This is a genomic window from Micromonospora trifolii (genome assembly GCF_050516465.1).
GTDB classification, from domain to species: Bacteria; Actinomycetota; Actinomycetes; order Mycobacteriales; family Micromonosporaceae; genus Micromonospora; species Micromonospora trifolii.
Genome location: NZ_CP191526.1, coordinates 1353121 through 1379750 on the forward strand (window position 1 = coordinate 1353121; position 26630 = coordinate 1379750).

The following is a 26630-nucleotide window of genomic DNA, read 5'->3' on the forward strand; positions in this document are numbered from 1 at the left end:
GTGGTCGTGCCCCTACCGTTGCGGAGCGTCCGGGGAGTTTTCCCCTTTTCCGGCGCCTGACCCGGTGGTCAGCGGCCGCCGTCCATCACCCCGGTGACCACTGGTAACGTGGCGGAAGCCCCGGCCCAGGTCTGCTGAGCGGTCCGGCCGGAGGTGCCCGACATCCTTTAACGACCCGTCCCGTGAGGCGGGGAAGGAGGTCCGCCGTGGCATACCCACCGGCTGCCCGTTCGTCACCACCGCGACAACCCTCGGTGAAGGTGATCCTCGCCAGCGCCGACGTGCAACGCGTGGTCGACCGCATCGCCCACCAGATCCTGGAGAAGACCCAGGGCGCCGCCAACACGGTGCTGCTCGGGATTCCCACCCGGGGCACCCCCCTCGCCCGGCGGCTCGCCGACCGGATCAGCACCTTCGAGGATGTCGCCGTTCCGGTCGGTGTGCTCGACATCACCCTGTACCGCGACGACCTCCGACGGCACGCCACCCGCGCGGTGGGTCCGACCGAGCTGCCGCCCGGCGGGATCGACGGCAAACGGGTCATCCTGGTCGACGACGTGCTCTTCTCCGGCCGCACCGTCCGGGCCGCGCTCGACGCGCTCAACGACGTGGGCCGCCCGGCCTCGGTGCAGCTCGCCGTCCTGGTCGACCGGGGCCACCGGGAGTTGCCGATCCGCGCCGACTACGTCGGCAAGAACATCCCGACCTCGCTCGCCGAGAGCGTCAAGGTGACGCTCGCCGAGATCGACGGGACGGACGAGGTCAAGCTCTACGGGGGAACTGCCTCATGATCAAACACTTGCTCTCCGGCGGGGACCTGGACGCCGACACCGCCACCGAGATCCTGGACACCGCCGCCGAGATGGCCACCGTCGCCGGCCGGGAGATCAAGAAGCTTCCCGCGCTGCGCGGACGGACCGTGGTGAACCTCTTCTACGAGGACTCCACGCGTACCCGGATCTCCTTCGAGGCGGCGGCGAAGCGGCTCAGCGCCGACGTGATCAACTTTTCCGCGAAGGGGTCCAGCGTCACCAAGGGTGAGAGCCTGAAGGACACCGCGTTGACCCTGCAGGCCATGGGCGCGGACGCCGTGGTCATCCGACACCCCGCCTCCGGAGCGCCGCACCGCCTGGCCAACTGGGTGGACGGGTCGGTGGTCAACGCCGGCGACGGCACCCACGAGCACCCCACCCAGGCGCTGCTGGACGCGTACACCATGCGGGCCCGGCTGGGCCGGCTCGCCGGCCTGTCGGTAGCGGTGGTCGGGGACGTGCTGCACTCCCGGGTGGCCCGCTCCAACGTGCTGCTGCTTTCCACCCTCGGCGCCAAGGTCACCCTGGTCGGCCCGCCGACCCTCATCCCGGTCGACATCGCGGGCGCCCTCGCGCCCGGCACCGACGTCTCCTACGACCTCGACTCCGTCCTGCCGAACGTCGACGTGGTGATGATGCTGCGCGTGCAGCGGGAGCGGATGAACGACTCCTACTTCCCCTCCGCGCGCGAGTACGCCCGCCGCTACGGGCTGGACGGCCCGCGGATGCGCCGGCTGCCCGAGCACGCGATCGTCATGCACCCCGGCCCGATGAACCGGGGGATGGAGATCACCCCCGAGGTCGCCGACTCACCCCGCTCCACCATCGTCGAACAGGTCACCAACGGGGTCTCCGTACGGATGGCTGTCCTTTACCTGCTGCTCGGAGGGAACAACCGGTGACCGCGTACCTGATCACCAGCGTGAGTGTCGTCGGCGCCGCGCCGACCGACCTGCTGATCCGCGACGGCGTGATCGCCGAGGTCGGTCCCGGCCTTACCGCACCGGACGCCACAGTCGTCGACGGCACCGGCCTGGTCGCCCTGCCCGGCCTCGTCGACCTACACACCCACCTGCGTGAACCCGGTCGGGAGGACGCCGAGACCGTCGAGTCCGGTTCCCGGGCGGCGGCGCTGGGCGGCTACACGGCGGTCTGCGCGATGGCCAACACCTCCCCGGTGGCGGACACCGCCGGCGTGGTCGAGCAGGTCTGGCGGCTCGGCCGGGAGGCCGGCCTGGTCGACGTGCAGCCGATCGGCGCTGTCACCGTCGGGCTGGCCGGCGAGCGGCTGGCCGAGCTGGGCGCGATGGCCGACTCGGCGGCCCGGGTGCGGATCTTCTCCGACGACGGGCACTGCGTCGCCGACCCGAAGCTGATGCGCCGAGCCCTGGAGTACGTCAAGGCGTTCGACGGGATCATCGCCCAGCACGCCGAGGAGCCCCGGCTCACCGAGGGCGCCCAGATGCACGAGGGCGAGGTCTCGACCCGGCTCGGCCTGATCGGCTGGCCGGCGGTCGCCGAGGAGGCGATCATCGCCCGGGACGTGCTGCTCGCCGAGCACGTGGGCAGCCGACTGCACGTCTGCCACGTCTCCACCGCCGGCAGCGTCGAGGTGCTGCGCCAGGCAAAGTCACGCGGGGTACGCGTGACCGCCGAGGTGACCCCGCACCACCTGCTGCTCACCGACGAACGGGCGGAAACCTACGACCCGGTCTTCAAGGTGAACCCGCCGCTGCGCACCGCCGCGGACATCGCCGCGCTGCGTGCCGCCCTCGCCGACGGGGTGATCGACGTGATCGCCACCGACCACGCCCCGCACGCGGTGGAGGACAAGGAGTGCGAATGGGCGTACGCCCGGCCGGGGATGCTCGGTCTGGAGACGGCCCTCTCCATCGCGCTGGACGTGCTCGGCCCCGAGTGGGACCTGATCGCCGAGCGGATGTCGCGCACCCCCGCACGGATCGCCGGCCTCACCGGGCACGGCGTCGACCCCGCGCCGGGTGTGCCGGCCAACCTGACCCTGATCGACCCGGCCGCCCGCCGCACCATCGAGCCGGCGGAGTTGGCCAGTCGCAGTCGCAACACCCCGTACGCCCGCATGACGCTGCCAGGTCGCATCGTGGCGACCTTCCTGCGTGGCGAGCCGACGGTCCTGGACGGAAAGGCAGTCAAGTAATGGTCAAGCGCAGACCCGCAATCCTGGTCCTGGAGGACGGGCGCACGTTCCCCGGCGAGGCGTACGGCAGCGTCGGAGAGACCTTCGGCGAGGCGGTCTTCAACACCGGCATGACCGGTTACCAGGAGACCCTGACCGACCCGTCCTACCACCGTCAGGTGGTGGTGCAGACCGCGCCGCACATCGGCAACACCGGCGTCAACGGCGAGGACGACGAGTCCGGTCGCATCTGGGTGGCCGGCTACGTGGTGCGCGACCCGGCCCGGATCGGCTCGAACTGGCGGGCCACCGGTGGCCTTGAGGACCGCCTCGCCACCGAGGGCGTGGTGGGCATCAGCGGGGTGGACACCCGGGCGCTGACCCGGCACCTGCGCGAGCGGGGCGCCATGCGGGTGGGCATCTCCAGCATCGACAACGACCCGCAGAGCCTGCTGACCCGGGTCCGCCAGGCGCCGCAGATGGTCGGCGCTGACCTGTCCGCCGAGGTGAGCACCGCCGAGCCGTACGTCGTCGAGGCCCTGGGCGAGCACCGGTTCACAGTGGCCGCCCTGGACCTGGGCATCAAGCGCAACGTGCCGCGTCGGCTGGCCACCCGAGGGGTGACCACCCACGTGCTGCCGGCGTCTTCGAGCATCGACCAGATGCTCGCCACCGGCGCCGACGCGATCTTCCTGTCGCCCGGCCCGGGCGACCCGGCCACCGCCGACGCCCCGGTGGCGCTGGCACGGGAGGCGCTGCGGCGGGAGGTGCCGCTGTTCGGCATCTGCTTCGGCAGCCAGATCCTCGGTCGGGCGCTCGGCTTCGGCACCTACAAGCTGGGTTACGGCCACCGGGGGATCAACCAGCCGGTGCTCGACCGGGTCACCGGCAAGGTCGAGGTGACCAGCCACAACCACGGCTTCGCCGTGCAGGTCCCCGGCTCGGGCGACGGCGCGGTCGTCCCCGACCAGGTGATCGACACCGACTTCGGTGGCGTACGGGTGTCGCACGTCTGCCTCAATGACAACGTGGTCGAGGGGCTGCGGGCCGTGGACCTGCCCGCGTTCACCGTCCAGTACCACCCGGAGGCGGCGGCCGGCCCGCACGACGCGGACTACCTCTTCGACCGATTCGCTGATCTCATCGAGGGCCGGACCCACAGCAAGGGGCGCAGCAATGCCTAAGCGGACCGATCTCAAGCACATCCTCGTGATCGGCTCCGGGCCGATCGTCATCGGACAGGCCTGCGAGTTCGACTACTCCGGCACCCAGGCGTGCCGGGTGCTGCGCAGCGAGGGGATCCGGGTCAGCCTGGTCAACTCCAACCCGGCGACGATCATGACGGACCCGGAGTTCGCCGACGCGACCTACGTCGAGCCGATCACCCCGGAGTTCGTGGAGCTGGTCATCGCCAAGGAGCGCCCGGACGCGATCCTCGCGACCCTCGGTGGGCAGACCGCGCTGAACACGGCCGTCGCCCTGCACGAGGCCGGCGTCCTGGAGAAGTACGGCGTGGAGCTGATCGGCGCGAACATCGACGCCATCAACCGCGGCGAGGACCGGCAGCTGTTCAAGGAGATCGTGGCGAAGGCCGGCGTACGGCTGGGTGTCGACGACCCGACCGGGCTGGTGCCCCGCTCGCGGGTCTGCCACTCGATGGACGAGGTCGAGGCGACCGTCGCCGAGCTGGGCCTGCCGGTGGTGATCCGGCCGTCGTTCACAATGGGTGGCCTGGGCTCCGGCATGGCGCACACCCCGGAGGACCTGGCCCGCATCGCCGGTGACGGCCTGTCCGCCAGCCCGGTGCACGAGGTGCTCATCGAGGAGAGCGTGCTCGGCTGGAAGGAGTACGAGCTCGAGCTGATGCGCGACCGGCACGACAACGTGGTGGTGGTCTGCTCGATCGAGAACATCGACCCGATGGGTGTGCACACCGGCGACAGCGTCACAGTGGCCCCGGCCATGACGCTCACCGACCGGGAGTACCAGCGCCTGCGTGACCTGGGCATCGCCGTGCTGCGCGAGGTCGGGGTGGACACCGGCGGCTGCAACATCCAGTTCGCGGTCAACCCGGTCGACGGCCGGATCGTCGTGATCGAGATGAACCCCCGGGTGTCGCGGTCCTCGGCGCTGGCCTCCAAGGCGACCGGCTTCCCGATCGCGAAGATCGCCGCGAAGCTGGCCATCGGCTACACCCTCGACGAGATCCCCAACGACATCACCCTGAAGACCCCGGCGGCGTTCGAGCCGACCCTCGACTACGTGGTGGTGAAGATCCCCCGGTTCGCGTTCGAGAAGTTCCCCGGCGCGGACCCGGAGCTGACCACCACGATGAAGTCGGTGGGCGAGGCGATGAGCCTCGGGCGCAACTTCACCGAGGCGCTGAACAAGGCGATGCGCTCGATGGAAACCAAGTCGGCCGGTTTCTGGAGTGTGCCGGACCCGGCGGGCGTCACCCTGGCGGACACCCTCGCCGCGCTGCGGATCCCGCACGACGGCCGGCTGTACACGGTGGAGCGGGCGCTGCGCCTCGGGGCGTCGATCGCGGAGGTGGCCGAGGCGTCCGGCGGGATCGACCCGTGGTTCCTGGACCAGATCGCCGCGCTGATCGAGCTGCGCGGCGAGATCGTCGACGCGCCGGTGCTCGACGCCGAGCTGCTGCGCCGCGCCAAGCGGGCCGGTCTGTCCGACCGGCAGCTCGCCGCGCTGCGCCCGGAGCTGGCCGCCGAGGACGGCGTCCGGACCCTGCGGCACCGCCTCGACGTGCGTCCGGTCTACAAGACAGTGGACACCTGCGCGGCCGAGTTCGAGGCGACCACGCCGTACCACTACTCGACGTACGACCTGGAGACCGAGGTCGTGCCGTCGGACCGGCCGAAGGTGCTGATCCTGGGCTCCGGCCCGAACCGGATCGGGCAGGGCATCGAGTTCGACTACTCCTGTGTGCACGCCGTCCAGGCGTTGCGGTCGGCCGGTTACGAGACCGTCATGGTCAACTGCAACCCGGAGACGGTCTCCACCGACTACGACACCGCCGACCGGCTCTACTTCGAGCCGTTGACCTTCGAGGACGTCCTGGAGGTCTGGCACGCCGAGGACTCGTCCGGCCGGGCAGCCGGCGGGCCGGGTGTGGTCGGGGTGGTCGTCCAGCTCGGCGGGCAGACTCCGCTGGGGCTGGCGCAGCGGCTCAAGAACGCCGGTGTGCCGATCGTCGGCACCTCCCCGGAGTCGATCCACCTGGCCGAGGAGCGCGGCGCGTTCGGCGCGGTGCTGGCCCGCGCCGGACTGCGCGCGCCGGCGCACGGCATGGCCACCTCGTACGACGAGGCCAAGACGATCGCCGACGAGATCGGCTACCCGGTGCTGGTCCGGCCGTCGTACGTGCTGGGCGGGCGGGGCATGGAGATCGTCTACGACGACCCGACGCTGCGCGACTACATCGGCCGGGCCACCGACATCTCCCCGGACCACCCGGTGCTGGTGGACCGGTTCCTCGACGACGCCATCGAGATCGACGTGGACGCGCTGTGCGACGCCGACGGCGAGGTCTACATCGGTGGCGTGATGGAGCACATCGAGGAGGCGGGCATCCACTCCGGCGACTCGTCCTGCGCGCTCCCGCCGATCACCCTCGCGGGCTCGCACCTGGTCGAGGTCCGCCGCTACACCGAGGCCATCGCGCGTGGCGTCGGGGTCCGTGGCCTGCTCAACGTGCAGTACGCCCTCAAGGACGACGTGCTCTACGTGCTGGAGGCCAACCCGCGCGCGTCGCGGACCGTCCCGTTCGTCTCCAAGGCCACGGCGGTGCCGCTGGCCAAGGCGGCGGCCCGGATCGCGCTCGGTGCGAGCATCGCCGAGCTGCGCGCCGAGGGTCTGCTGCCGGCGACGGGGGACGGGGGCACGATGCCCGCCGACGCGCCGGTCGCGGTCAAGGAGGCGGTGCTGCCGTTCAAGCGTTTCCGGACCCGCGCGGGCAAGGGGATCGACTCGCTGCTCGGGCCGGAGATGAAGTCGACCGGCGAGGTGATGGGCATCGACACCAACTTCGGGCACGCCTTCGCCAAGAGCCAGTCGGCCGCGTACGGGTCGCTGCCGACTGCCGGGAAGATCTTCGTCTCGGTGGCCAACCGGGACAAGCGCGGCATGATCTTCCCGATCAAGCGGCTGGCCGATCTGGGCTTCGAGATCGTCGCCACCGCGGGCACTGCCGAGGTGCTGCGCCGGCACGGCATCGCCTGTGAGCAGATCCGTAAGCACTACCAGGCCGGTGCGGGAGACGACGCGGTGTCGCTGATCGGCGGCGGCCACGTGGCGCTGGTGATCAACACGCCGCAGGGCTCGGGTGCCAGCGCCCGCTCCGACGGCTACGAGATCCGCAGCGCGGCCGTCACCGCGGACATCCCCTGCATCACCACGGTCCCCGGCGCCGCCGCGGCGGTGATGGGCATCGAGGCGCGGATCCGCGGCGACATGCAGGTCCGCCCGCTGCAGGACCTGCACGCCATCCTGCGGGCGGCCCGGTGACCCTGTTCGAGCAGGCGGTACGGCCGTGGTTGTTCCGGCTCGGTGGCGGGGACGCCGAGGCGGCGCACGAGTGGACGCTGCGGCGGTTGGCGGCCCTGTCGCGGCGGCCGGCCGCGCTCGCCGCGCTGCGGGCCCGCTACGCGGTCGACGCGCCGCGCACTGTGTTCGGGGTGCGGTTCCCCAACCCGGTCGGGTTGGCCGCGGGTATGGACAAGGACGGCGCGGCGTTGCCGGCCTGGCCGGCGCTCGGCTTCGGTTTCGTGGAGGTCGGCACGGTCACCGCGCACGCCCAGCCGGGCAACCCCCGGCCGCGGCTGTTCCGGCTGCCGGCCAGCGAGGCGGTGGTCAACCGGATGGGCTTCAACAACGCCGGGGCCGCCGCGCTGGCCGCCCGGTTGGCGGCGCTGCCGCGCCCGCTCGGGGTGCCGCTGGGCATCTCGCTGGGCAAGTCCAAGGTGACCCCGCTGGACGAGGCGGTCGAGGACTACCTCGCCTCGTACCGGGCGTTGCGCGGGCACGGCGACTACTTCGCGGTGAACGTGTCCTCGCCGAACACCCCGGGTCTGCGGTCGTTGCAGGACCGTGCCCACCTGGACGCGCTGCTCGGCGCGCTGGTGGGGGAGAAGCCGGTGCTGGTCAAGATCGCACCAGACCTGACCGAGGCGGCGATCGCCGAGCTGCTGGAGGTCTGCCTGGCCCGGGGCGCCGCCGGGGTGATCGCCACCAACACCACGCTGTCCCGGGACGGGCTGGCCGGCGTCGACGTCGAGCGTGGCGGGCAGGCCGGTGGCCTCTCCGGTCGGCCGCTCACCGGGCGGGCCCGCGACGTGGTCGCCTTCGTCCACTCCGAGACCGGCGGCCGGCTGCCGATCATCGGCGTCGGCGGGGTGCTGGACCCGGACGACGCGGCGCGGATGTTCGATGCCGGCGCCGCCCTGGTGCAGCTCTACACGGGCTTCATCTACCGAGGACCGGCCCTGGTCCGGGCCGCCGCCCGCGCGGCGGCCGCAACGGCGGCACCGGATCCGGTCGCCGGCCGGTGATCGGCCCCGGCCCGGTGCCGGCCCGGCCCTCAGTGCCGAGCCGGACCGCGCCGGGCCGGCTCTGGGCCGAGCCGGATCCAGGCCGGGGTGCCCACCCCCTTCGCGTCACCTTTGCTCTGCTTCAACCCACGCACGGGTCGGCGTCCGATATCCGGACACTGGGCGTTGCGTCCGATGAAGCAGAGCAAAGGCGGAGAGGGAACCGCCCGACCCGGCCGCCTGACCACCACGGCCCGGCACGTCCGTGCCGGACAGAGGAGTACGCGTGACACCCGAGGAGATCCTGGCCGCTGACCGGGCGCACGTCTGGCACCCGTACGCCGCGCTGCCGCCGGCCAACCCGCCGTACGTGGTGCGCAGCGCCGAGGGGGTACGGCTCACCCTGGCCGACGGGCGGGAGTTGGTGGACGGGATGTCGTCCTGGTGGGCGGCGATCCACGGATACCGGCACCCGGTACTGGACGCGGCGGTGACCGACCAGCTCGGCCGGATGAGCCACGTGATGTTCGGCGGGCTCACCCACGAGCCGGCGGTGCAGCTGGCCCGGACGCTGGTCGAGCTGACCCCGGACGGCCTGGAGCACGTGTTCCTGGCCGACTCCGGCTCGGTCAGCGTCGAGGTGGCGGTGAAGATGTGCCTGCAGTACCAGCGGGCCGTCGGGCGGCCGCAGCGGCGCCGGCTGGCGACCTGGCGGGGCGGCTACCACGGTGACACGTTCCACCCGATGAGCGTCTGCGACCCGGAGGGCGGGATGCACCACCTGTGGGGCGACGTGCTGCCCCGGCAGGTGTTCGCCCCGGTGCCGCCGGGCGGCTTCACCGACCCGCCCGACGACGCGTACGTGGCAGCGCTGGTGGAGACGGTCGAGCGGCACGCCGACGAGTTGGCCGCCGTGATCGTCGAGCCCGTCGTCCAGGGCGCCGGCGGGATGCGCTTTCACCACCCGGGTTACCTGCGGGTGCTGCGCGAGGTGACCCGCGCGCACGGGATCCTGCTGATCTTCGACGAGATCGCCACCGGGTTCGGCCGTACCGGCGAGATGTTCGCCGCCGAGCACGCCGGGGTGACGCCGGACGTGCTCTGCGTGGGCAAGGCGCTGACCGGCGGGTACCTGACCCTCGCGGCGACAGTGTGCACCGCGGAGGTCGCCCGGGGCATCTCGGCGACCGGCGTGCTGGCGCACGGGCCCACGTTCATGGGCAACCCGTTGGCCTGCGCGGTGGCGAACGCCTCGATCGGGCTGCTGCGGGCCGGTGACTGGGCCGGCCAGGTCGCCAGGGTCGGCGCCGGCCTGCGTGCCGGTCTGGAGCCGCTGCGCGGCACGCCGGGCGTGGCCGACGTACGGGTCCTCGGCGCGATCGGCGTGGTCCAGCTCGATCACGAGGTCGACCTCGGCGCGGCGACGGCGGCCGCGGTCGCCCAGGGGGTGTGGCTGCGTCCGTTCCGCGACCTGATCTACACGATGCCGCCGTACGTCACCGACGACGTCGACCTGGCCCGGATCGCGACCGGGGTGGCGGCGGCGGTGGCGGCTGGCTGAGTCGGCCCGGCCACCGGGTCGACGGGTTACCCGGGCGGGTCAGCCGCCCGGACGAGAAGAGGGGAACACTCCGATGGAGAGCTTCGGTACCCGGCTGCACCGGGCGATCACCGAGCGGGGCCCACTCTGTGTGGGCATCGACCCGCACCCCGGTCTGCTGGCCCAGTGGGGCCTCCCGGACGACGTTCAGGGGCTCGACCGGTTCAGCCGGACCGTGGTGGAAGCCCTCGGTGACCGGGTTGCGGTAGTCAAGCCTCAGTCGGCCTTTTTCGAGCGGTTCGGGTCCCGAGGTGTGGCGGTTCTTGAGTCAACTATCCGACAGTTACGAGATGCCGGCTCGCTCGTTCTGCTCGACGTCAAGCGCGGCGACATCGGCTCGACGATGAGCGCGTACGCCGCCGCGTACCTTGATCCATCCAGCCCCGTGTATGTCGACGCGGTCACCGCGAGCCCCTACCTCGGGGTCGGTTCGCTGGCGCCGATGTTCGAGCTGGCCGCCGAGCACGGCGGCGGGGTTTTCGTGCTGGCCCTCACCTCCAACCCCGAGGGCGCGGCCGTGCAGCGTGCCGTCACGGCCGACGGCCGCACCGTGGCGCAAACCGTGATCGACAAGATTTCCCAGCTCAACAGGGGTGCGTCCCCGCTCGGGAGCTTCGGTCTGGTGGTCGGCGCGACCATCGGTGACACCGGTCACGACCTCTCCGGTGTGGGCGGCCCACTGCTCGCTCCGGGGCTCGGCGCGCAGGGTGCCGGCGCAGCCGATCTGCGTACCGTCTTCGGTTCGAGCCTCGCCTCGGTGCTCCCGTCGTACTCCCGGGAAGTGCTCTCGGCAGGCCCTGACGTGGCCGCGCTGCGGGCCGCCGCGGACCGCGTGTTGGTCGACTGCCGGGCCGTTCTGCCTGCCCGGTGACTGACTGACGGGTCGGTCACTCTACGGTGATCATGCGGCCCCCACGTTGCCGAAAGCTCCGTTGGCCGCTAGTTTTCCCCGCGCTGGGAACCATGGACCCCTTGGTTCACAGCGACACCACGTTTCACAGATGCGGCGGTGCGCCCCGCCCGCCGCGATAGGGACCTGAGGAGAACTGGTGCCGCTCCCGTCACTGACCCCCGAACAACGCGCTGCCGCGCTCGAGAAGGCCGCGGAGATCCGCAAGGCCCGTGCTCAGCTGAAGGAGCAGCTCAAGCAGGGCAAGACCACCCTCGGTGCCGTCCTCGAGCGGGCCGAGAGCGACGACGTCGTTGGCAAGCTCAAGGTGTCGGCCGTCCTGCAGGCCATGCCGGGCATCGGCAAGATCCGGGCTACCCAGATCATGGAGAAGCTCAAGATCGCCGACAGCCGTCGCCTGCGTGGCCTCGGCGAGCAGCAGCGCAAGGCACTGCTTGGAGAGTTCGCCGCCAACTGAACCTGGCAGCGTGTAGAAACAAGCAGTGAGCACGGATGACGAGGCGCGCCCGGCGGCTCGGCTCACTGTCCTGGCTGGACCTTCGGGTTCCGGCAGGGAGAGTGTCGTCGAGCTCGTCCGGGCGCGTTCTCCGTCCGTGTGGATCCCGGTCGCGGCAACCACCAGGCCGCGCCGGGAGTCGGAGATCGACGGGGTGGACCGCGTCTTCCTCGCCCCCGCCGAGTTCGATCGGCGGATCGTCGACGGCGAGCTGCTGGAGTGGTCCCGGATCGGTTCGCACCGCCGGGGCACCCCGTACCCGCCGCTGCGGTCCCGGCTCGACGCCGGGCAGCCGGTGCTGCTCCCGCTCGACCTGCGCGGCGTCCCACTGGTCCGGGCGCGACTGCCCGATGCCCGGCTGGTGTTGCTGAGCCCACCCGGGTACGCGCCCGACGCCACGGTGGCCGCCACCGTCGAGCACGCGCTGACCCACGACCACACCGAACGGGTGGTCGAGGAGCTGGTAGGCTTACTCGGTTCTTCTTATCCGGATCCGGCCTGGTCGCGCGTGCGTGGCTGACGGTCGGCCGCCGTTGAGACTCAGCACCGCGTCCGCGCGGCTCGAAAGACGCAGAGGTTAATTCGTGGGATCCATCGCCAACCCCGAAGGCATCACCAACCCGCCGATCGACGAGCTCCTCGAGAAGACGACGTCGAAGTACGCGCTGGTCATCTTCGCCGCCAAGCGCGCGCGCCAGGTCAACGCCTACTACAGCCAGCTCGGTGAGGGTCTGCTGGAGTACGTCGGCCCGCTCGTCGAGACCACTCCGCAGGAGAAGCCCCTCTCGATCGCCATGCGCGAGATCAACTCGGGCCTGCTCACCGCCGAGCCGACCGACCAGCCGTAAGCCCCCGCTGGCCGATGTCCGCCTCGATCGTCCTCGGGGTCGGTGGCGGCATCGCCGCCTACAAGGCGTGCGAGCTGCTGCGACTCTTCACCGAATCGGGTCACCGGGTTCGGGTCGTGCCAACCGCGTCGGCGCTCCGCTTCGTTGGAGCGCCGACCTGGGCCGCGCTCTCCGGTCAACCGGTCGCCGACGACGTCTGGACCGACGTCCATGAGGTGCCGCACGTCCGGCTCGGTAAGCAGGCCGACCTGGTGGTGGTCGCGCCGACCACCACCGACCTGCTCGCCAAGGCCGCCCACGGCCTGGCCGACGACCTGCTGACCAACACCCTGCTGACCGCCCGCTGCCCGGTCCTGCTGGCCCCGGCCATGCACACCGAGATGTGGGAGCACCCCGCCACCGTGGCCAACGTCGCCACGTTGCGCTCCCGGGGGGTCCGGGTCATCGAGCCCGCCGTCGGCCGGCTCACCGGCGCCGACACCGGCAAGGGTCGACTGCCGGACCCGGCGGAGATCTTCGCCGTCGCCGCTCGGCTCCTGGCCCGCGGCGACTCCGCCCCCGCCGATCTGGCCGGTCGCCGGGTGGTCGTCACCGCCGGTGGCACCCGCGAGCCCCTCGACCCGGTGCGTTTCCTGGGCAACCGCTCGTCGGGCAAGCAGGGGTACGCGTTCGCCCGCGCGGCGGTCGCCCGGGGTGCCCGGGTCACAGTGATCGCGGCCAACGTCGGCCTCGCCGACCCGGCCGGCGTCGACCTGGTCCGGGTGGGCACCACCGCCGAGCTGCGGGAGGCGACCGTCAAGGCCGCCGTCGAGGCCGACGCGGTGGTGATGGCGGCGGCTCCGGCCGATTTCCGGCCCGCGACGTACGCGACTGGCAAAATCAAGAAGTCGGACGACGGTGTCGCACCCACCATCGAGCTCATCACGAACCCGGACATCGCGGCGGAGCTTGGCCAGCGCAAACGACCAGGACAGGTGCTGGTGGTGTTCGCCGCCGAGACCGGCGATGCCGAGGCCAACGGCCGGGCGAAACTCGCCCGGAAACGGGCCGACCTGATCGTGATCAACGAGGTCGGTCCGGACCTGGTCTTCGGCGCCGACACCAACACGGTGACGGTCATCGGCGCGGACGGTTCGGTCAGCCGGCTGCCCGAGCAGGCCAAGGAAGCTGTGGCCGACGCCGTCTGGGATCTCGTCGTGGCGCGGCTGCCCGGCCACTCCTGACGGGTGGAACAGGGCGCGACCGATCCCGACACCGGCCGCAGTGGTGATTAGACTGCCGCGGAACGACCTCACACGCTTAGGAGTGCCGTGACACGCCGTCTCTTCACGTCCGAATCGGTCACGGAAGGCCACCCGGACAAGATCGCTGACCAGATCAGCGATGGCATCCTCGACGCGCTGCTGGCCGAGGACCCCCACAGCCGCGTGGCGGTGGAGACCATGATCACCACCGGTCAGGTGCACATCGCCGGTGAGGTGACCACCAAGGCGTACGCCGACATCCCGACGATCGTCCGCAGGACCATCCTCGACATCGGCTACGACTCGTCGAAGAAGGGCTTCGACGGCGCCTCCTGCGGGGTCAGCGTTTCCATCGGCGCGCAGTCCGAGGACATCGCGCAGGGTGTGGACAACGCCTTCGAGCTGCGCACCGGGGCGTCGGAGAGCGCGCTGGACGCGCAGGGCGCCGGCGACCAGGGCATGATGTTCGGCTTCGCCTGCTCGGAGACGCCCGAGCTGATGCCGCTGCCGATCGCGCTCGCCCACCGGCTGGCCCGCCGCCTCTCGGCGGTGCGCAAGGACGGCACGATCCCGTACCTGCGGCCGGACGGCAAGACCCAGGTCACCATCGAGTACGAGGGGCTGCGCCCGGTCCGGCTGAACACCGTGGTGGTGTCCAGCCAGCACGCCGCCGACATCTCGCTGGACTCGCTGCTCACTCCGGACGTGCGCGACCACGTGATCGCCCCGGAGTTGGAGAGCCTCGGCCTGGACACCGACGGCTACCGGCTGCTGGTCAACCCGACCGGCCGGTTCGAGATCGGTGGCCCGATGGGCGACGCCGGGCTGACCGGCCGCAAGATCATCGTCGACACCTACGGCGGGTACGCCCGCCACGGTGGCGGCGCGTTCTCCGGCAAGGACCCGTCCAAGGTGGACCGCTCGGCCGCGTACGCGATGCGCTGGGTTGCCAAGAACGTGGTCGCCGCCGGCCTGGCCGAGCGGTGCGAGGCGCAGGTCGCCTACGCCATTGGCAAGGCGCACCCGGTGAGCCTGTTCATCGAGACGTTCGGCACCGAGACCGTACCCGTCTCCTCGATCGAGAAGGCCGTCACCGAGGTGTTCGACCTTCGTCCGGCCGCGATCATCCGGGACCTCAACCTGCTCCGCCCGATCTACCAGCAGACCGCCGCGTACGGCCACTTCGGCCGGGAGCTGCCGGACCTGACCTGGGAGAGCACCGACCGGGCCGCCGACCTCAAGTCGGCCGCGGGAGCCTGACCGCCACCAAGCGCAGCGACCGGCGACCCGCGGACGGGTCGCCGGTCGCGCGCGTCTGCGTGGATGTCGGACTGGCGCACCTGGACCGGCCGTTCGACTACCTGGTGCCGGCGGAGCTGGACGAGGTGGCGGTGCCCGGTACCCGGGTGAAGGTGCGCTTCGCCGGGCAACTCGTCGACGGGTGGTTGCTCTCGCGCGCCGACGATTCCGGGCACACCGGCCGCCTCGCGTACCTGGAGAAGGTGGTCTCGCCGGAGCCGGTGCTGGCCCCCGAGGTCGCCCGGCTGGCCCGGGCGGTCGCCGACCGGTACGCGGGCAGCCTCGCCGACGTGCTCCGGCTCGCCGTGCCACCCCGGCACGCCCGGGTGGAGAAGGAGCCCCACGAGGACCAGCCCATCCCGGCGGCCCCCACCGGGGCCGTCGACCCGCGCGGGTGGCGCGACTACCCGACCGGCCCGGCCCTGCTGCGTGCGCTCGCCGACGGCCGGGCGCCCCGCGCGGTCTGGTCGGCGCTGCCCGGTGAGGACTGGGCGGCCCGCTACGCGGACGCGGTGGCGGCCACCGTCGCCGGTGGGCGCGGCGCGGTGGTCGTGGTGCCCGACGCGCGTGACCTCGACCGCCTCGACGCGGCGCTCACCGGCGTGCTCGGCCCGGGGCGACACGTCAGCCTCTCCGCCGCGCTCGGCCCGGCCAGGCGGTACCGGGCCTTCCTCGCCGCTCGCCGCGGCCAGGTGCCGGTGGTGATCGGCACCCGGGCGGCGATGTTCGCCCCGGTGGCCCAGCTCGGCCTCGTCGCCGTCTGGGACGACGGTGACGACCTGCACTCCGAGCCCCGGGCGCCCTACCCGCACGCCCGCGACGTGCTGCTCACCCGCGCCCACCTCGCCGAGGCCGGCGCGCTGATCGGCGGGTACGCCCGGACGGCCGAGGCGCAGCTGCTGGTGGAGACCGGCTGGGCCCCGGAGGTGGTCGCCGACCGGGCCACCGTGCGGGCGCGGATCCCGGCCATCGCGCCGACCGGGGACGACCCGCAACTGGCCCGCGACCCCGGGGCAGCCACCGCCCGGCTGCCCAGCCTGGCCTGGACGGCTGCCCGCGACGCGCTCCGGCAGGACCTGCCGGTGCTGGTGCAGGTGCCCCGACGTGGTTACCTGCCGTCGATCTCCTGCGCCGAGTGCCGCACCCCGGCCCGCTGCGCGCACTGCGCCGGCCCGCTCGCACTGCCCTCGGCCGGCGGCACCCCGGCCTGCCGGTGGTGCGCCCGGGTGGCGGCCGCGTACGCCTGCCCGGAGTGCGGTGGGCGGCGGTTGCGGGCCGCGGTGACCGGCGCCCGGCGGACCGCCGAGGAACTGGGCCGGGCGTTCCCCGGCGTGTCGGTGCGGACCTCGGGGCGCGAGGAGGTGCTGACCGACGTGCCCGGCGGCGCGGCCCTGGTGGTGGCCACCCCGGGTGCCGAGCCGGTCGCCGAGGGCGGCTACGGCGCGGTGCTGCTGCTCGACTCGTGGGCCCTGCTGACCCGGGCCGACCTGCGCGCCGGCGAGGAGGCGCTGCGCCGGTGGCTGGCGGCGGCGGCGCTGGCCCGCCCGGCGCCGGCCGGTCGCGTGGTGGTGGTCGCCGACGGCGCGCTCGCCCCCGTGCAGGCGCTGCTGCGCTGGGACGCCGGCTGGTTCGCCGGTCGGGAGTTGGCCGAGCGCCGCGAGCTGGGCTTCCCGCCGGCCGTGCGGATGGCGAGCGTCACAGGAGTGGCCGAGGCGGTGGCGGACCTGCTGGCCGCGGCCCGGCTGCCGGACGACGCCGAGGTGCTCGGGCCGGTGCCGGCCGAGGAGGGCCGGGAGCGGATGTTGGTCCGGGTGCCCCGGGCCCGGGCTGCCGCGCTCGCCGAGGCGTTGCACTCGGCCGCCGGCGTTCGGGCCGCTCGCAAGGCCGCCGATCCGGTTCGTCTCCAGGTCGATCCGCTGAGCCTGTTCTGAGGCGTTTCGGCCGGTGCCGACGGTCGCGGACCTCGCCCGCTGCCGGGGGCCCTCGCACACCGCGTCCGGCAAAGCGGTGGCGTCCGAGTGGTAGCATCGCCCGTCATGCCAAGGCGTACGACGGGCTCCAGGTCGCGAGGGGGCGTCAGCCGCGCCGAGCTGGGGCCGTCGAGGGATGGCGCGACGATGGCGGGAACGCGTCGGTCGGGCGCGAGGTCGATGATGTCAATGAGCCGGTGATCAGGGGTGGACCAGTCGTGACCGTTGGACAATCGATCGTCTTCAACGGCGACCTCGGCAGCGGCAAGAGCACCGTGTCGGTCGAGATCGCCAAGCGGCTCGGCATGCGCCGGGTCAGCGTGGGGGACCTCTACCGGGAGATGGCGCAGCAGCGGCAGATGACCGCGCTGCAGCTCAACCTGCACGCCGAGCTTGACCAAGCCGTTGACGGCTACGTCGACCAGCTCCAGCGGGACATCGCCGCCTCCGGTGAGCGCCTCATCATGGACTCCCGGCTGGCCTGGCACTTCTTCACCGACGCGCTCAAGGTTCACATGATCACCGAGCCGGGCGAGGCGGCCCGGCGGGTGCTCGCCCGCCCCTCCGGGCCGGCGGAAAGCTACGCCTCCCTGGAGGAGGCCAAGGCCAAGCTCCGGGAGCGCAGCGCGAGCGAGCGCAGCCGGTTCATCATCCGCTACGGGGTGGACAAGGCCCGGCTGCGCAACTATGACCTGATCTGCGACACCACCCGGGCGTCCGCCACCGAGGTGATCGAGCACATCGTGGCCGCGTACGAGGGCACCCTCGGCGCCGAGGTGCTGCGCGACGCCCCGCCGCTGCTGCTGCTGGACCCGGCCCGGGTCTACCCGACCGAGGACATCGCCACCCTGCGCGGTCTGTGGGACACCGACTTCGTGGGTGGGGTGGCCGAGGCCGGCGACGAGGCCCTCGAACCGCTGAAGATCGGGTTCACCGGCGAGTACTTCTTCGTCGTCGACGGTCACCGCCGCCTCAGCGCCGCCCTGCAGAACGGGTTCTCGATGGTCCCCGCCCAGCTGGTCGCCGAGGTCGACGAGCCGGTCGTGGGTGGGATGACCGCGATCGACTACTTCGCCGCCCAGGTGCGCCCCGGCCTGATCTACGACTGGGAGGCGGCTCACAAGATCCAACTGCCGCTGCCCGAGCCCGCGCTGCTCCGCGGCGACGCGGTGCTCGCCGGGGACCCGGTCGCCGGCGCCTGAGCCGTCGGCTCGACCGCACGGCACCGAGGGCTGCCGGATGGCAGCCGCACCGGGATGATGGAGCCTCCGACGCATCGACGGGGGAGGTCGGCCATGGAGGCTGCCGAAGCGCTCACACTGCTCATGTCACCGCAGGGGCGCCTCGACCCGTACCCGACGTACGAGCGGCTGCGCGCCCACGGGCCGGTGGTGCAGGCATTGCCGGGCCTGTACGTGGTGACCGGCTACCCGGAGGCCGACGAGCTGCTGCGTGATCCCCGGCTCGGGGTGCTCGACGACGCGTTGCGTGACCAGGTCTGGCCGAACTGGCGGCAGAGCCCCGCGGTGTCGTCGATCGCCCGGTCCATGCTGCGGACCAACCCGCCCGACCACAGTCGGATGCGGCGGCTGGCCGCTGGGGCGTTCAGTCCGCGTCGGATCGCCGGAATGCGCGACGTGGTGCGGGCGCAGGCCGAGGAACTGCTCGACGCGATGGTCTCCCGTGCCGAGGACGGCGCGACGGTCGACGTGCTGGCCGACTTCGCGTACCCGCTGCCGGTCGGGGTGATCTGCGCGCTGCTCGGCGTACCCGCGGCCGACCGGCCGCTGTTTCGCCGCTGGGCCGGTGATCTGACCGGGGTGCTGGAGCCGGAGATAACCCCCGAGGAGTTGACGGTCGCCGACGCGGGCGCCACCGAGCTGCGCGACTATTTCGTCGAGCTGATCGTCGCCCGGCGGCGGGCACCGGCCGACGACCTGACCACCGCGCTGGTCCAGGTGCACGACGCCGACGGCGACCGGCTCACCGGCCACGAACTGCTGGCGAACCTGGTGGTGCTGCTGGTGGCGGGCTTCGAGACCACCACCAACCTGCTCGGCAACGGTCTCGTCGTGCTGCTGCGCCACCCGGCCGCCGCCGCCGAGCTGCGGGCCGATCCCACGCTCGCCCCGGCGTACGTCGAGGAGCTGCTGCGCTACGACTCGCCGGTGCAGCTGACCACCCGGACCTGCACGGCACCGGTGCGCTGCGGCGGGCTCGACCTGCCGGCTGGCAGCCAGGCGCTGCTGCTGCTCGGCGCGGCGAACCGGGACCCGCGCCGGTTTCCCGACCCGCAGCGTTTCGACCCGACCCGTGGCCAGGCGCACCCGCTGTCCTTCGGCGCCGGCCCGCACTACTGCCTCGGCGCCGGCCTGGCCCGGCTGGAGGCGCAGCTGGCCTTTCCGATGCTGCTACGCCGCCTGCCCGAGCTGGCTCTGGCCGAGCCGCCCCGGCACCGGACCCGGCTGACCCTGCGTGGCTACGAGAGCCTGCCGGTGACGCTGGGCACACCCGCGGTGGTTGAGCGAGGTGCGCCGCCCGGTGCCCGGCCGGGCACTCCGTAGACTGGTACGGCACCGCACGTCCGCCCGAAGAAGGAGCCGTCCCGCGTGACCGTCCAGCCCATCCGTCTGTTTGGGGATCCGGTGCTGCGCACGCCGGCCGATCCGGTCGTCGACTTCGACGCCGAGCTACGTCGGCTCGTCGCCGACCTCACCGACACGATGCGTGAGCAGAACGGCGCCGGCCTGGCCGCGCCGCAGCTCGGTGTGAGCCTGCGGGTGTTCACCTTCGACGTCGACGACGTCCTCGGGCACCTGATCAACCCGGTGCTGGAGTTCCCCGACGAGGAGGAGCAGGACGGCCCGGAAGGCTGCCTGTCCATCCCCGGCCTCTACTTCGACACCAAGCGTCGGCAGAACGTCGTCGCCAAGGGCTTCAGCTCGTTCGGCGACCCGATGCAGATCGTCGGCACCGGCCTGATGGCGCGCTGCGTGCAGCACGAGACCGACCACCTCGACGGAGTGCTCTTCCTGGACCGACTGGACCCGGAGGGGCGCAAGGAAGCCATGAAGGCGATCCGCCAGGCCGAGTGGTACGACGCCTCGGCACCGCCCACGGTCAAACTCAGCCCGCACATCAGCGACCCCTTCGGTCTGGGGCGCTGACCCGGATGCGCGTGATCTTCGCCGGTACGCCGGCCGTCGCCGTTCCCCCCCTGGCCGCCGTCGCCGCCTCCCGACACGAGCTGGTGGCCGTGGTCACCCGGCCCGACGCGCCCGCCGGGCGTGGACGGGGTCTGTCCCGCTCCCCGGTCGGCGCGTGGGCCGACGAGCACGGCGTCGACGTGCTCACGCCGGCCCGCCCCCGCGACCCGGAGTTCCTCGACCGGCTGCGTGAGCTGGAGCCGGCCTGCGTGCCGGTGGTCGCCTACGGCGCGCTGGTGCCGCCGGCGGCTCTGGAGATCCCCCGGCACGGCTGGATCAACCTGCACTTCTCCCTGCTGCCCGCGTGGCGTGGCGCCGCACCCGTGCAGCACGCCGTGCTGCACGGTGACGAGCTGACCGGGGCCAGCGTCTTCCAGCTGGAGGAGGGCCTGGACACCGGCCCGGTCTACGGCACCCTGACCGACGAGATCCGCGCCGCCGACACCTCCGGCGACCTGCTGGGCCGGCTCGCCGATTCCGGCGCCGGGCTGCTGGTGGCGGTGCTCGACGCGATCGACGACGGCACCGCCCGCGCCGAGCCGCAGCCGGCCGACGGGGTGTCGCTGGCGCCGAAGCTGACCGTGGACGACGCGCGGGTGCGCTGGAACGACCCGGCGTTCGCCGTGGACCGGCGGATCCGGGCCTGCACGCCCGCGCCGGGCGGCTGGACCACGTTCCGCGACGAGCGGGTGAAGCTCGGCCCGGTCGTCCCGGTGCCCGACGGCCCCGAGCTGAAGCCGGGGGAGTTGCTGGTGGAGAAGTCCCGGGTGCTGGCCGGCACGGCGACCGTGCCGGTACGTCTCGGCGAGGTCCGCGCCGCGGGCAAGCGGGCGATGGGCGCGACCGACTGGGCGCGCGGCGTCCGGGTCGGCACTGGAGAGGACTTCGCGTGACGGCACCGGAGGGAACCCGACCGACGCGCTCCGGCCCGTCGACCGGCCGTGGCGGGGATCGCCGCCCGGTCCGACCACCGCTGGACCGGCCGCGCCGCGCCGCGTACGAGGCGGTGGCGGCGGTGCACCGGGACGACGCGTTCGCCAACCTGGTGCTGCCCATCATCCTGCGGGAGGAGGGGCTGTTCGGTCGGGACGCGGCCTTCGCCACCGAGCTGACCTACGGCACCCTGCGCCACCTGGGCACGTTGGACGCGATCCTGACCGACGCGGCCGGCCGGGACGTGGCCCGGATCGACCCGCCGGTACGCGACGCGCTGCGGCTCGGGGCGTACCAACTGCTGCACACCCGGGTGCCGGCGCACGCCGCGGTCTCGTCGACGGTGGACCTGGTCCGTTCGGTCGCACCGGGCGCTACCGGCTTCGCCAACGCGGTGCTGCGCGAGGTGTCCAGCCGTGACGCGGACGCCTGGGTGGTGAAGCTCGCCCCACCGATGGAGACCGACCCGGTCGGGCACCTCGCGTTGGCGTACAGCCACCCGCAGTGGATCGTGCGGGCCTTCTCCGAGGCGCTCGGCGGCGATCTGGGTGAGACGGAGCGCCTCCTGATCGAGGACAATGAGCGCCCGCCGGTGCACCTGTGTGCCCGGCCCGGGTTGATCGACCCGGTCGAGCTGGCCGACCAGGTCGGCGGTGCGCCCGGTGCCTTCTCGCCGTACGCCGTCTATCTTCCCGGCGGGTCACCGGGCGACATCCCGGCGGTGGTCGACGGCCGGGCCCACGTCCAGGACGAGGGCTCCCAGTTGGTGGCCACCGCGCTCGCCGACGCGCCGCTGGACGGCCCGGACGGGCGTTGGCTGGACCTGTGCGCCGGCCCGGGCGGCAAGGCCGGGCTGCTCGGCGCGCTGGCCGCGCAGCGGGGTGCCCGGGTGACAGCGGTGGAGGTCGCCGAGCACCGCGCCCGGCTGGTCTCCCTGGCGACCCGGGACCTGCCGGTGGCCGTGCTGACCATGGACGGCCGCGAGGTCGGCGGCGACCCGAAGCTGCCGGAGCAGCACTTCGACCGGGTGCTGGTGGACGCGCCGTGCACCGGGCTCGGGTCGCTGCGTCGTCGGCCGGAGTCACGTTGGCGTCGCCAACCGTCCGACCTGCCGCCGCTGACCCGGTTGCAACGGGAACTGCTCGGCGCGGCGCTGCGGGCGGTCCGCCCGGGTGGCCTGGTCGCCTATGTCACCTGTTCACCGCACACCGTCGAGACGCACGTGACGGTGACCGAGGCGGCCCGCCGTAGCGGGGTTGCTGTCGACTTCGTGGACGCCCGCCCGCTGCTGCCGGCCGGCATGCCCGGTCTCGGCGACGGGCCGACCGTGCAGCTCTGGCCACACCGCCACGGCACCGACGCGATGTTCCTCGCCGTCCTGCGCCGAGGCTGACCCGTTCCACGCGTCCGGCCGGTCGGTGACCCGGCTGGCCGGACGCGGTGACGCCCTAGGTGACCGGAAGGCCCTTGGTGCCGGCGTTCTTCATCGAGCGGGTCAGGTTCCGGTCGGAGATCCAGAGGAAGCACTGCACGCCGCGGTTCCCGTTGCGCCACTCCTCCTCGTACGGCTGGTAGTAGATCGTGCCGGCGCGGAAGTCGAGCTGGGAGTTGTCCGGAACCTTGGCGTACTTGGCGATCATCGTCTGGCAGGCCCGGTGGGTTCGCTTGGTGCTGCGGGTGAACTCGGCGTAGCTGGTGTCCGGCGCCTGCCAGACGCCGACGAACTCGGCGTGGTGCTTGGCGGTGCAGGAGACCGGCACCATCTCGTCGATGTCGTCCTTGACCATCTTCGGGTTGAAGCAGCGGTACGCCAGCGGGGCCGCTCCGGACAACGCGCCCCGGAGGCTGCCGGTGCGCAGGTCGACCGCGGTGTCGTCGATGCTGGCGATCTCGGTGACGTCGCAGCGGTACCAGCGGGCCCCGCCCGACCAGGCCTGCGGCGACGGCAGCACGACGGTCAGGCCGAGCCGCCCGGAACGCCAGTCGGCTCCCACCGCCTTGTTGACCGCCGTGTCGCACCCGGTCTGCGCGGCCCGCATGCCGGCCGAGCCGGGCTGCGGGGGCGTGCCGCCCTCGGCGCCCGGGCCGGTGAGGGTGCCGACGTGCATGGTCTCCACCCGGTGCGCCTCGGTGCACGCCGTCGGGTTGTAGCCGGTCAGGAAGCCGACCTGCTGGGAGCTCTGGTGACAGACGTCGGCAGCGGGGACGAACTGCTGCGCCGCGACGGGCGCCGGCCAGTCGTCGATGAGGTCACGGTCGACCCCGGCGGGTGCGCCGCACCCGGCCAGCGCCAGGGCCAGCGCCCCACCCCCGGCGAACGCCGCCAACCACCGTCGCATCCCGACCTCCCGCCGCTGCTGGCCCCCGACCGGACCCAGCCGGTCGATAGCGCCACGGCGCAGCAGCATACGGCAACGATGCTCAGATCGCGGGCAGTCCCTCGGGGCCCGCGCCGCGCATCGAGCGGGTGAGTTTGCGGTCGTCGCTCCACAGGAAACAGCGCACTCCACGGTCGCCCTCCTCCCACTCCCGCTGCGACGGTGGGTAGTAGATGGACCCGGCCCGGTACGGCAGCTCGCTGTTGTTGGGCACCGCCGCATACTCGGCGATCAGCGCCATGCAGCGCCGGTGCGCCTGCTCGGCGGACTTGGCGAACTCCGCCCAGCTCATGTCCCGCTCCTCGTAGACGCCCACGAACTCGGCGCGGTGCGGCTCGGTGCAGAGCACCGGCGCCATGTAGTTGAGGTTGTCGCCGATCAGCTTGGGGTCGAAGCAGCGGTGCGTCAGGGGCGTGTCGCCGATCAAGGCGCCGCGCAGGCTGCCGGTGCGGTTCACCGCACGGGTGTTGTCGATGCTGCCGGTCTCGCTGAGGTCGCAGCGGAACCAGCGGGCGCCGCCGGCCCAGGCGGGCGCGGACGGCAACGCGAGGGACAGCGCGAGTCGGGCCGTGTGCCAGTCGCCGCCGAGCACCTCCCGGGCCCGCTGGTCGCACTCGGCGCGAGCCGTGCGCAGCGCCGACGATCCGGGTTCCGGTCGGGCCTCGGTCAGCGCGTCTGGCCCGACGAAGGTGCCGACGTGGATGGTCTCGGCCAGGTGGTTACGCGCGCAGTCCACCGTCTCGTACGTGCTGGCCTGCACGACCGTGGCGATTCGCGGCAGGCAGGTGTCGGTGGCGGGGGTGAACGGCTTCGGAACCCGCAGCGTCGGCCAGTCGTCGGTGAGGTCACCGTCCGCGCCCCGCGCCGGCGCGCAGCCGGCCAGCAGCATCGTCGTGACGCTGGCCAGCACCAGCGCTGGAAGCCACCGTCGCATCGTCCGCCCTCCCGGGAGCTGGCGGCCGGTCGCCGCGCCCCGCGGCGAGACCCCGGCGGGCGTGCAGCCTATGGCACCGTCCCGGTTGGAGTGTCGTCGCGTTTCCGTCGATCGGCCAGGGGCTGATGTCTGTTCGTCCGGATTCGGGGGTCCGGAGCGTCCAATTCTGCACCAATGGTCACTGCTGGGTCACAGCGCGTCCCCAAAGGTGCCGCGATGCGGGTGGCGGGTGGCCACGTTCGTACACTGGCCCCGTGACCGTACCGCCGCCGATCGTCGCGCCGAGCATCCTGGCCGCCGATTTCGCCCGACTCGCCGAAGAGGTCCGTGCCGTCGAGGACGCCGCGGACTGGTTGCACGTCGACGTGATGGACAACCACTTCGTGCCGAACCTGACCATTGGGCTGCCCGTGGTGCAGAGCCTGCGGGCTGTCACGGCGATGCCCTTCGACGTGCACCTGATGATCGAGGACCCGCGCCGGTGGGCCCCCGGGTACGCCGACGCCGGTGCGTACAACGTCACCTTCCACGCGGAGGCGTCCGACGACCCGGTGGCGCTGGCGAAGGACCTGCGTTCGGCCGGTGCGAAGGCGGGCCTGGCCATCGACCGGGACACCCCGATCGAGCCCTACCTGGACCTGCTGCCCAGCTTCGACACCCTGCTGATCATGACGATCAAGGCGGGCTTCGGTGGGCAGCGGTTCATTCCGCAGCTGCTGGAGAAGGTGCGGACGGCCCGGCAGCACGTGTCGGCCGGGCACCTGGAGCTGCGCATCGAGGTGGACGGCGGGATCGCCGCCGACACCATCGAGCAGGCGGCCGCGGCGGGCGCCGACGCGTTCGTGGCCGGCACCGCCGTGTACGGGGCCGCCGACCCGGCGGAGGCGGTACGGCACCTGCGGGCACTGGCGGAGCGCGCGGCGCCCGGGGCCTGAGGTGGAGCCCGAGGCCGACCGCAAGGACATCATTCTCGTCGTGGACGACGACGAGGACATCGCTCGGTTCGTCGAGTTCAACCTGCGGCTGCACGGCTTCGAGGTGATCCACGCCAGCGACGGCCAGGAGGCCCTGGAGGTCATCGAGCGCCAGCGGCCGGATCTGGCCGTGGTCGACCTCATGATGCCCCGGATCGACGGGCTGGAGCTGACCCGCCGGCTGCGCGCCGACCCGATGACCTCCGCCCTTCCGGTGATCATGCTGACGGCCAAGGGGATGACCGTCGACAAGGTGCACGGGCTCAGCGCCGGCGCGGACGACTACCTGGTCAAGCCATTCGACACCGCCGAGCTGGTGGCCCGGGTCTCGTCCACGCTGCGCCGCAACAAGGAGTTCCGAGAGGTCTCCCCGCTGACCGGGCTGCCCGGCAACAGCCGGATCCGTCGGGAGATCAGCGACCGGGTTCGAAATGGCGTGGACTACGCCGTCGGCTACGTCGACATCGACCGGTTCAAGAGCGTCAACGACCGGTACGGCTTCGTGCGTGGCGACGACTTCATCTCCGCGCTGGCCCGCAGCCTGCACCGGGCGGTGGTGGGCGTCGGGCTGCCACCGGCCTTCCTCGGTCACGTCGGCGGCGACGACTTCGTCATCGTCTGCGCCCCGGACCAGGTGCGCCCACTGACGTCCCGGGCGGTCGTCGACTTCGAGAACGCCGCCGACACGCTCTACGACCCGACCGACCGGGAGCGCGGCTTCGTCGAGTTGAAGGATCGGCGCGGCAACATCCGGCGGGCGGCCCTGGTCACGCTCTCCATCGGGGTGTCCCTCTCCGACGCCGGCAAGCGCTTCACCGACCCGCTCGAAGCGATAGCGGTGGCCTCGGAGATGAAGACGGTGGCCAAGAGTCAACCGGGCTCGTACGTGGCCGTGGACCGGCGTCGCGGCGTCACCTGAGCGTGATACCGCTGTGAAGTAGCTCGCCTAGGTGGCGGCAGAGCCGGATCGGCGTGTAAGACTTCCCGTGTACCCACCACGCGCTGGCGGGACTCGGTGAAATTCCGAACCGGCGGTGATCCACGGTCCAACCGTGGTCAGCCCGCGACCCGGACGGCTCTGCTGTCCGGTGGACCTGGTGAAAATCCGGGGCCGACGGTTGGGGGCGGTTCGTCCGCACCCAGACAGTCCGGATGGGAGACAGCGCGCGGGACGGACGGGTCCGAGCCGGCCGCTGGCTTCAGCGTGCCGTGCCGACCCCCCGGGGCGGCTGTGCCGTTCCCGGAATCCGCCACCGCCTGCCCGTGGCCCCATGGCCACCGCCTCCCTGACCGCCGCGCGCGGATCGGCGAGTGAGAGGGCAGGG

General features: G+C 72.5%; 23 protein-coding genes and 1 riboswitch. Of the genes, 21 read left to right on the top strand and 2 right to left on the bottom strand.

What is annotated here, in order from left to right; all coding sequences use genetic code 11:
• Positions 1 to 206 precede the first annotated feature (206 nt).
• The 19 genes from pyrR (at position 207) to ACQRWP_RS06285 (ending at position 22412) form a co-directional block, all read left to right on the top strand.
• On the top strand, positions 207 to 791 hold the full coding sequence (gene pyrR, locus ACQRWP_RS06195; RefSeq protein ID WP_238671606.1) for a bifunctional pyr operon transcriptional regulator/uracil phosphoribosyltransferase PyrR: 585 nt from the start codon (positions 207 to 209) through the stop codon (positions 789 to 791).
• Entirely contained in the window at positions 788 to 1714 is a 927-nt protein-coding gene (locus ACQRWP_RS06200) for an aspartate carbamoyltransferase catalytic subunit (protein ID WP_091401900.1), read from the top strand. Before pyrR ends, ACQRWP_RS06200 begins: the two co-directional genes overlap by 4 nt.
• A complete protein-coding gene (locus ACQRWP_RS06205; protein ID WP_430501201.1) occupies positions 1711 to 2988 on the top strand; it encodes a dihydroorotase in 1278 nt (425 codons plus the stop codon). The genes ACQRWP_RS06200 and ACQRWP_RS06205 overlap by 4 nt, the downstream gene beginning before the upstream one ends.
• Positions 2988 to 4151 carry a glutamine-hydrolyzing carbamoyl-phosphate synthase small subunit gene (gene carA / locus ACQRWP_RS06210; protein WP_430501202.1) on the top strand — a complete coding sequence of 388 codons (1164 nt, stop codon included), beginning with the start codon at positions 2988 to 2990 and terminating at the stop codon, positions 4149 to 4151. Before ACQRWP_RS06205 ends, carA begins: the two co-directional genes overlap by 1 nt.
• A complete protein-coding gene (gene carB / locus ACQRWP_RS06215) occupies positions 4144 to 7491 on the top strand; it encodes a carbamoyl-phosphate synthase large subunit (protein WP_430501203.1) in 3348 nt (1115 codons plus the stop codon). The genes carA and carB overlap by 8 nt, the downstream gene beginning before the upstream one ends.
• Positions 7488 to 8534 (top strand): quinone-dependent dihydroorotate dehydrogenase, encoded by a 1047-nt coding sequence (locus ACQRWP_RS06220; RefSeq protein ID WP_430501204.1) that lies wholly within the window; start codon positions 7488 to 7490, stop codon positions 8532 to 8534. Before carB ends, ACQRWP_RS06220 begins: the two co-directional genes overlap by 4 nt.
• A gap of 265 nt (positions 8535 to 8799) precedes the next feature.
• On the top strand, positions 8800 to 10074 hold the full coding sequence (locus ACQRWP_RS06225; protein WP_430501205.1) for an adenosylmethionine--8-amino-7-oxononanoate transaminase: 1275 nt from the start codon (positions 8800 to 8802) through the stop codon (positions 10072 to 10074).
• 73 nt (positions 10075 to 10147) lie between these two features.
• Complete coding sequence (pyrF, locus tag ACQRWP_RS06230) at positions 10148 to 10984, top strand: orotidine-5'-phosphate decarboxylase (protein ID WP_430501206.1); 837 nt, start codon at positions 10148 to 10150, stop codon at positions 10982 to 10984.
• 178 nt (positions 10985 to 11162) lie between these two features.
• On the top strand, positions 11163 to 11480 hold the full coding sequence (gene mihF, locus ACQRWP_RS06235) for an integration host factor, actinobacterial type (protein ID WP_030335662.1): 318 nt from the start codon (positions 11163 to 11165) through the stop codon (positions 11478 to 11480).
• Between the two features lie 25 nt (positions 11481 to 11505).
• Complete coding sequence (locus ACQRWP_RS06240; protein ID WP_430501207.1) at positions 11506 to 12039, top strand: guanylate kinase; 534 nt, start codon at positions 11506 to 11508, stop codon at positions 12037 to 12039.
• A 64-nt stretch (positions 12040 to 12103) separates the two neighbouring features.
• Positions 12104 to 12367 carry a DNA-directed RNA polymerase subunit omega gene (gene rpoZ, locus ACQRWP_RS06245; protein ID WP_030335666.1) on the top strand — a complete coding sequence of 88 codons (264 nt, stop codon included), beginning with the start codon at positions 12104 to 12106 and terminating at the stop codon, positions 12365 to 12367.
• A gap of 14 nt (positions 12368 to 12381) precedes the next feature.
• A complete protein-coding gene (gene coaBC / locus ACQRWP_RS06250; RefSeq protein WP_430501208.1) occupies positions 12382 to 13590 on the top strand; it encodes a bifunctional phosphopantothenoylcysteine decarboxylase/phosphopantothenate--cysteine ligase CoaBC in 1209 nt (402 codons plus the stop codon).
• Positions 13591 to 13677: 87 nt separating this feature from the next.
• Positions 13678 to 14871: a methionine adenosyltransferase gene (metK, locus tag ACQRWP_RS06255; RefSeq protein WP_354945685.1), complete on the top strand. Its 1194-nt coding sequence runs from the start codon at positions 13678 to 13680 to the stop codon at positions 14869 to 14871.
• Positions 14868 to 16841 (top strand): primosomal protein N', encoded by a 1974-nt coding sequence (locus ACQRWP_RS06260; protein WP_430503140.1) that lies wholly within the window; start codon positions 14868 to 14870, stop codon positions 16839 to 16841. Before metK ends, ACQRWP_RS06260 begins: the two co-directional genes overlap by 4 nt.
• 257 nt (positions 16842 to 17098) lie before the next feature.
• Positions 17099 to 18082 (top strand): AAA family ATPase, encoded by a 984-nt coding sequence (locus ACQRWP_RS06265; RefSeq protein ID WP_430501209.1) that lies wholly within the window; start codon positions 17099 to 17101, stop codon positions 18080 to 18082.
• A 93-nt stretch (positions 18083 to 18175) separates the two neighbouring features.
• Positions 18176 to 19444 (top strand): cytochrome P450, encoded by a 1269-nt coding sequence (locus ACQRWP_RS06270; protein WP_430501210.1) that lies wholly within the window; start codon positions 18176 to 18178, stop codon positions 19442 to 19444.
• 45 nt (positions 19445 to 19489) lie between these two features.
• The gene (gene def, locus ACQRWP_RS06275; RefSeq protein ID WP_112584591.1) at positions 19490 to 20047 is read left to right on the top strand and encodes a peptide deformylase; all 558 of its coding nucleotides are present in this window, start codon (positions 19490 to 19492) and stop codon (positions 20045 to 20047) included.
• 5 nt (positions 20048 to 20052) lie between these two features.
• Positions 20053 to 20979 carry a methionyl-tRNA formyltransferase gene (gene fmt / locus ACQRWP_RS06280; RefSeq protein ID WP_430501211.1) on the top strand — a complete coding sequence of 309 codons (927 nt, stop codon included), beginning with the start codon at positions 20053 to 20055 and terminating at the stop codon, positions 20977 to 20979.
• Positions 20976 to 22412, top strand: a complete 1437-nt coding sequence (locus tag ACQRWP_RS06285) for an RsmB/NOP family class I SAM-dependent RNA methyltransferase (protein WP_430501212.1) — start codon at positions 20976 to 20978, stop codon at positions 22410 to 22412. Before fmt ends, ACQRWP_RS06285 begins: the two co-directional genes overlap by 4 nt.
• A gap of 55 nt (positions 22413 to 22467) precedes the next feature.
• Here the strand turns inward: ACQRWP_RS06285 and ACQRWP_RS06290 are convergent, their stop codons facing one another.
• Positions 22468 to 23358: a septum formation family protein gene (locus ACQRWP_RS06290; RefSeq protein ID WP_430503141.1), complete on the bottom strand. Its 891-nt coding sequence runs from the start codon at positions 23356 to 23358 to the stop codon at positions 22468 to 22470.
• Between the two features lie 82 nt (positions 23359 to 23440).
• Complete coding sequence (locus ACQRWP_RS06295) at positions 23441 to 24331, bottom strand: septum formation family protein (RefSeq protein ID WP_430501213.1); 891 nt, start codon at positions 24329 to 24331, stop codon at positions 23441 to 23443.
• 254 nt (positions 24332 to 24585) lie between these two features.
• Here ACQRWP_RS06295 and rpe point away from each other — a divergent pair, with 254 nt between their 5' ends.
• Both rpe and ACQRWP_RS06305 read left to right on the top strand, forming a co-directional pair.
• Positions 24586 to 25266 carry a ribulose-phosphate 3-epimerase gene (gene rpe / locus ACQRWP_RS06300; protein ID WP_238679548.1) on the top strand — a complete coding sequence of 227 codons (681 nt, stop codon included), beginning with the start codon at positions 24586 to 24588 and terminating at the stop codon, positions 25264 to 25266.
• Between the two features lies 1 nt (position 25267).
• Positions 25268 to 26224, top strand: coding sequence for a response regulator (locus ACQRWP_RS06305; RefSeq protein WP_238679549.1), 957 nt, complete (start codon positions 25268 to 25270; stop codon positions 26222 to 26224).
• A 78-nt stretch (positions 26225 to 26302) separates the two neighbouring features.
• Positions 26303 to 26473: riboswitch (FMN riboswitch) on the top strand.
• The last annotated feature ends 157 nt before the right edge of the window (positions 26474 to 26630 follow it).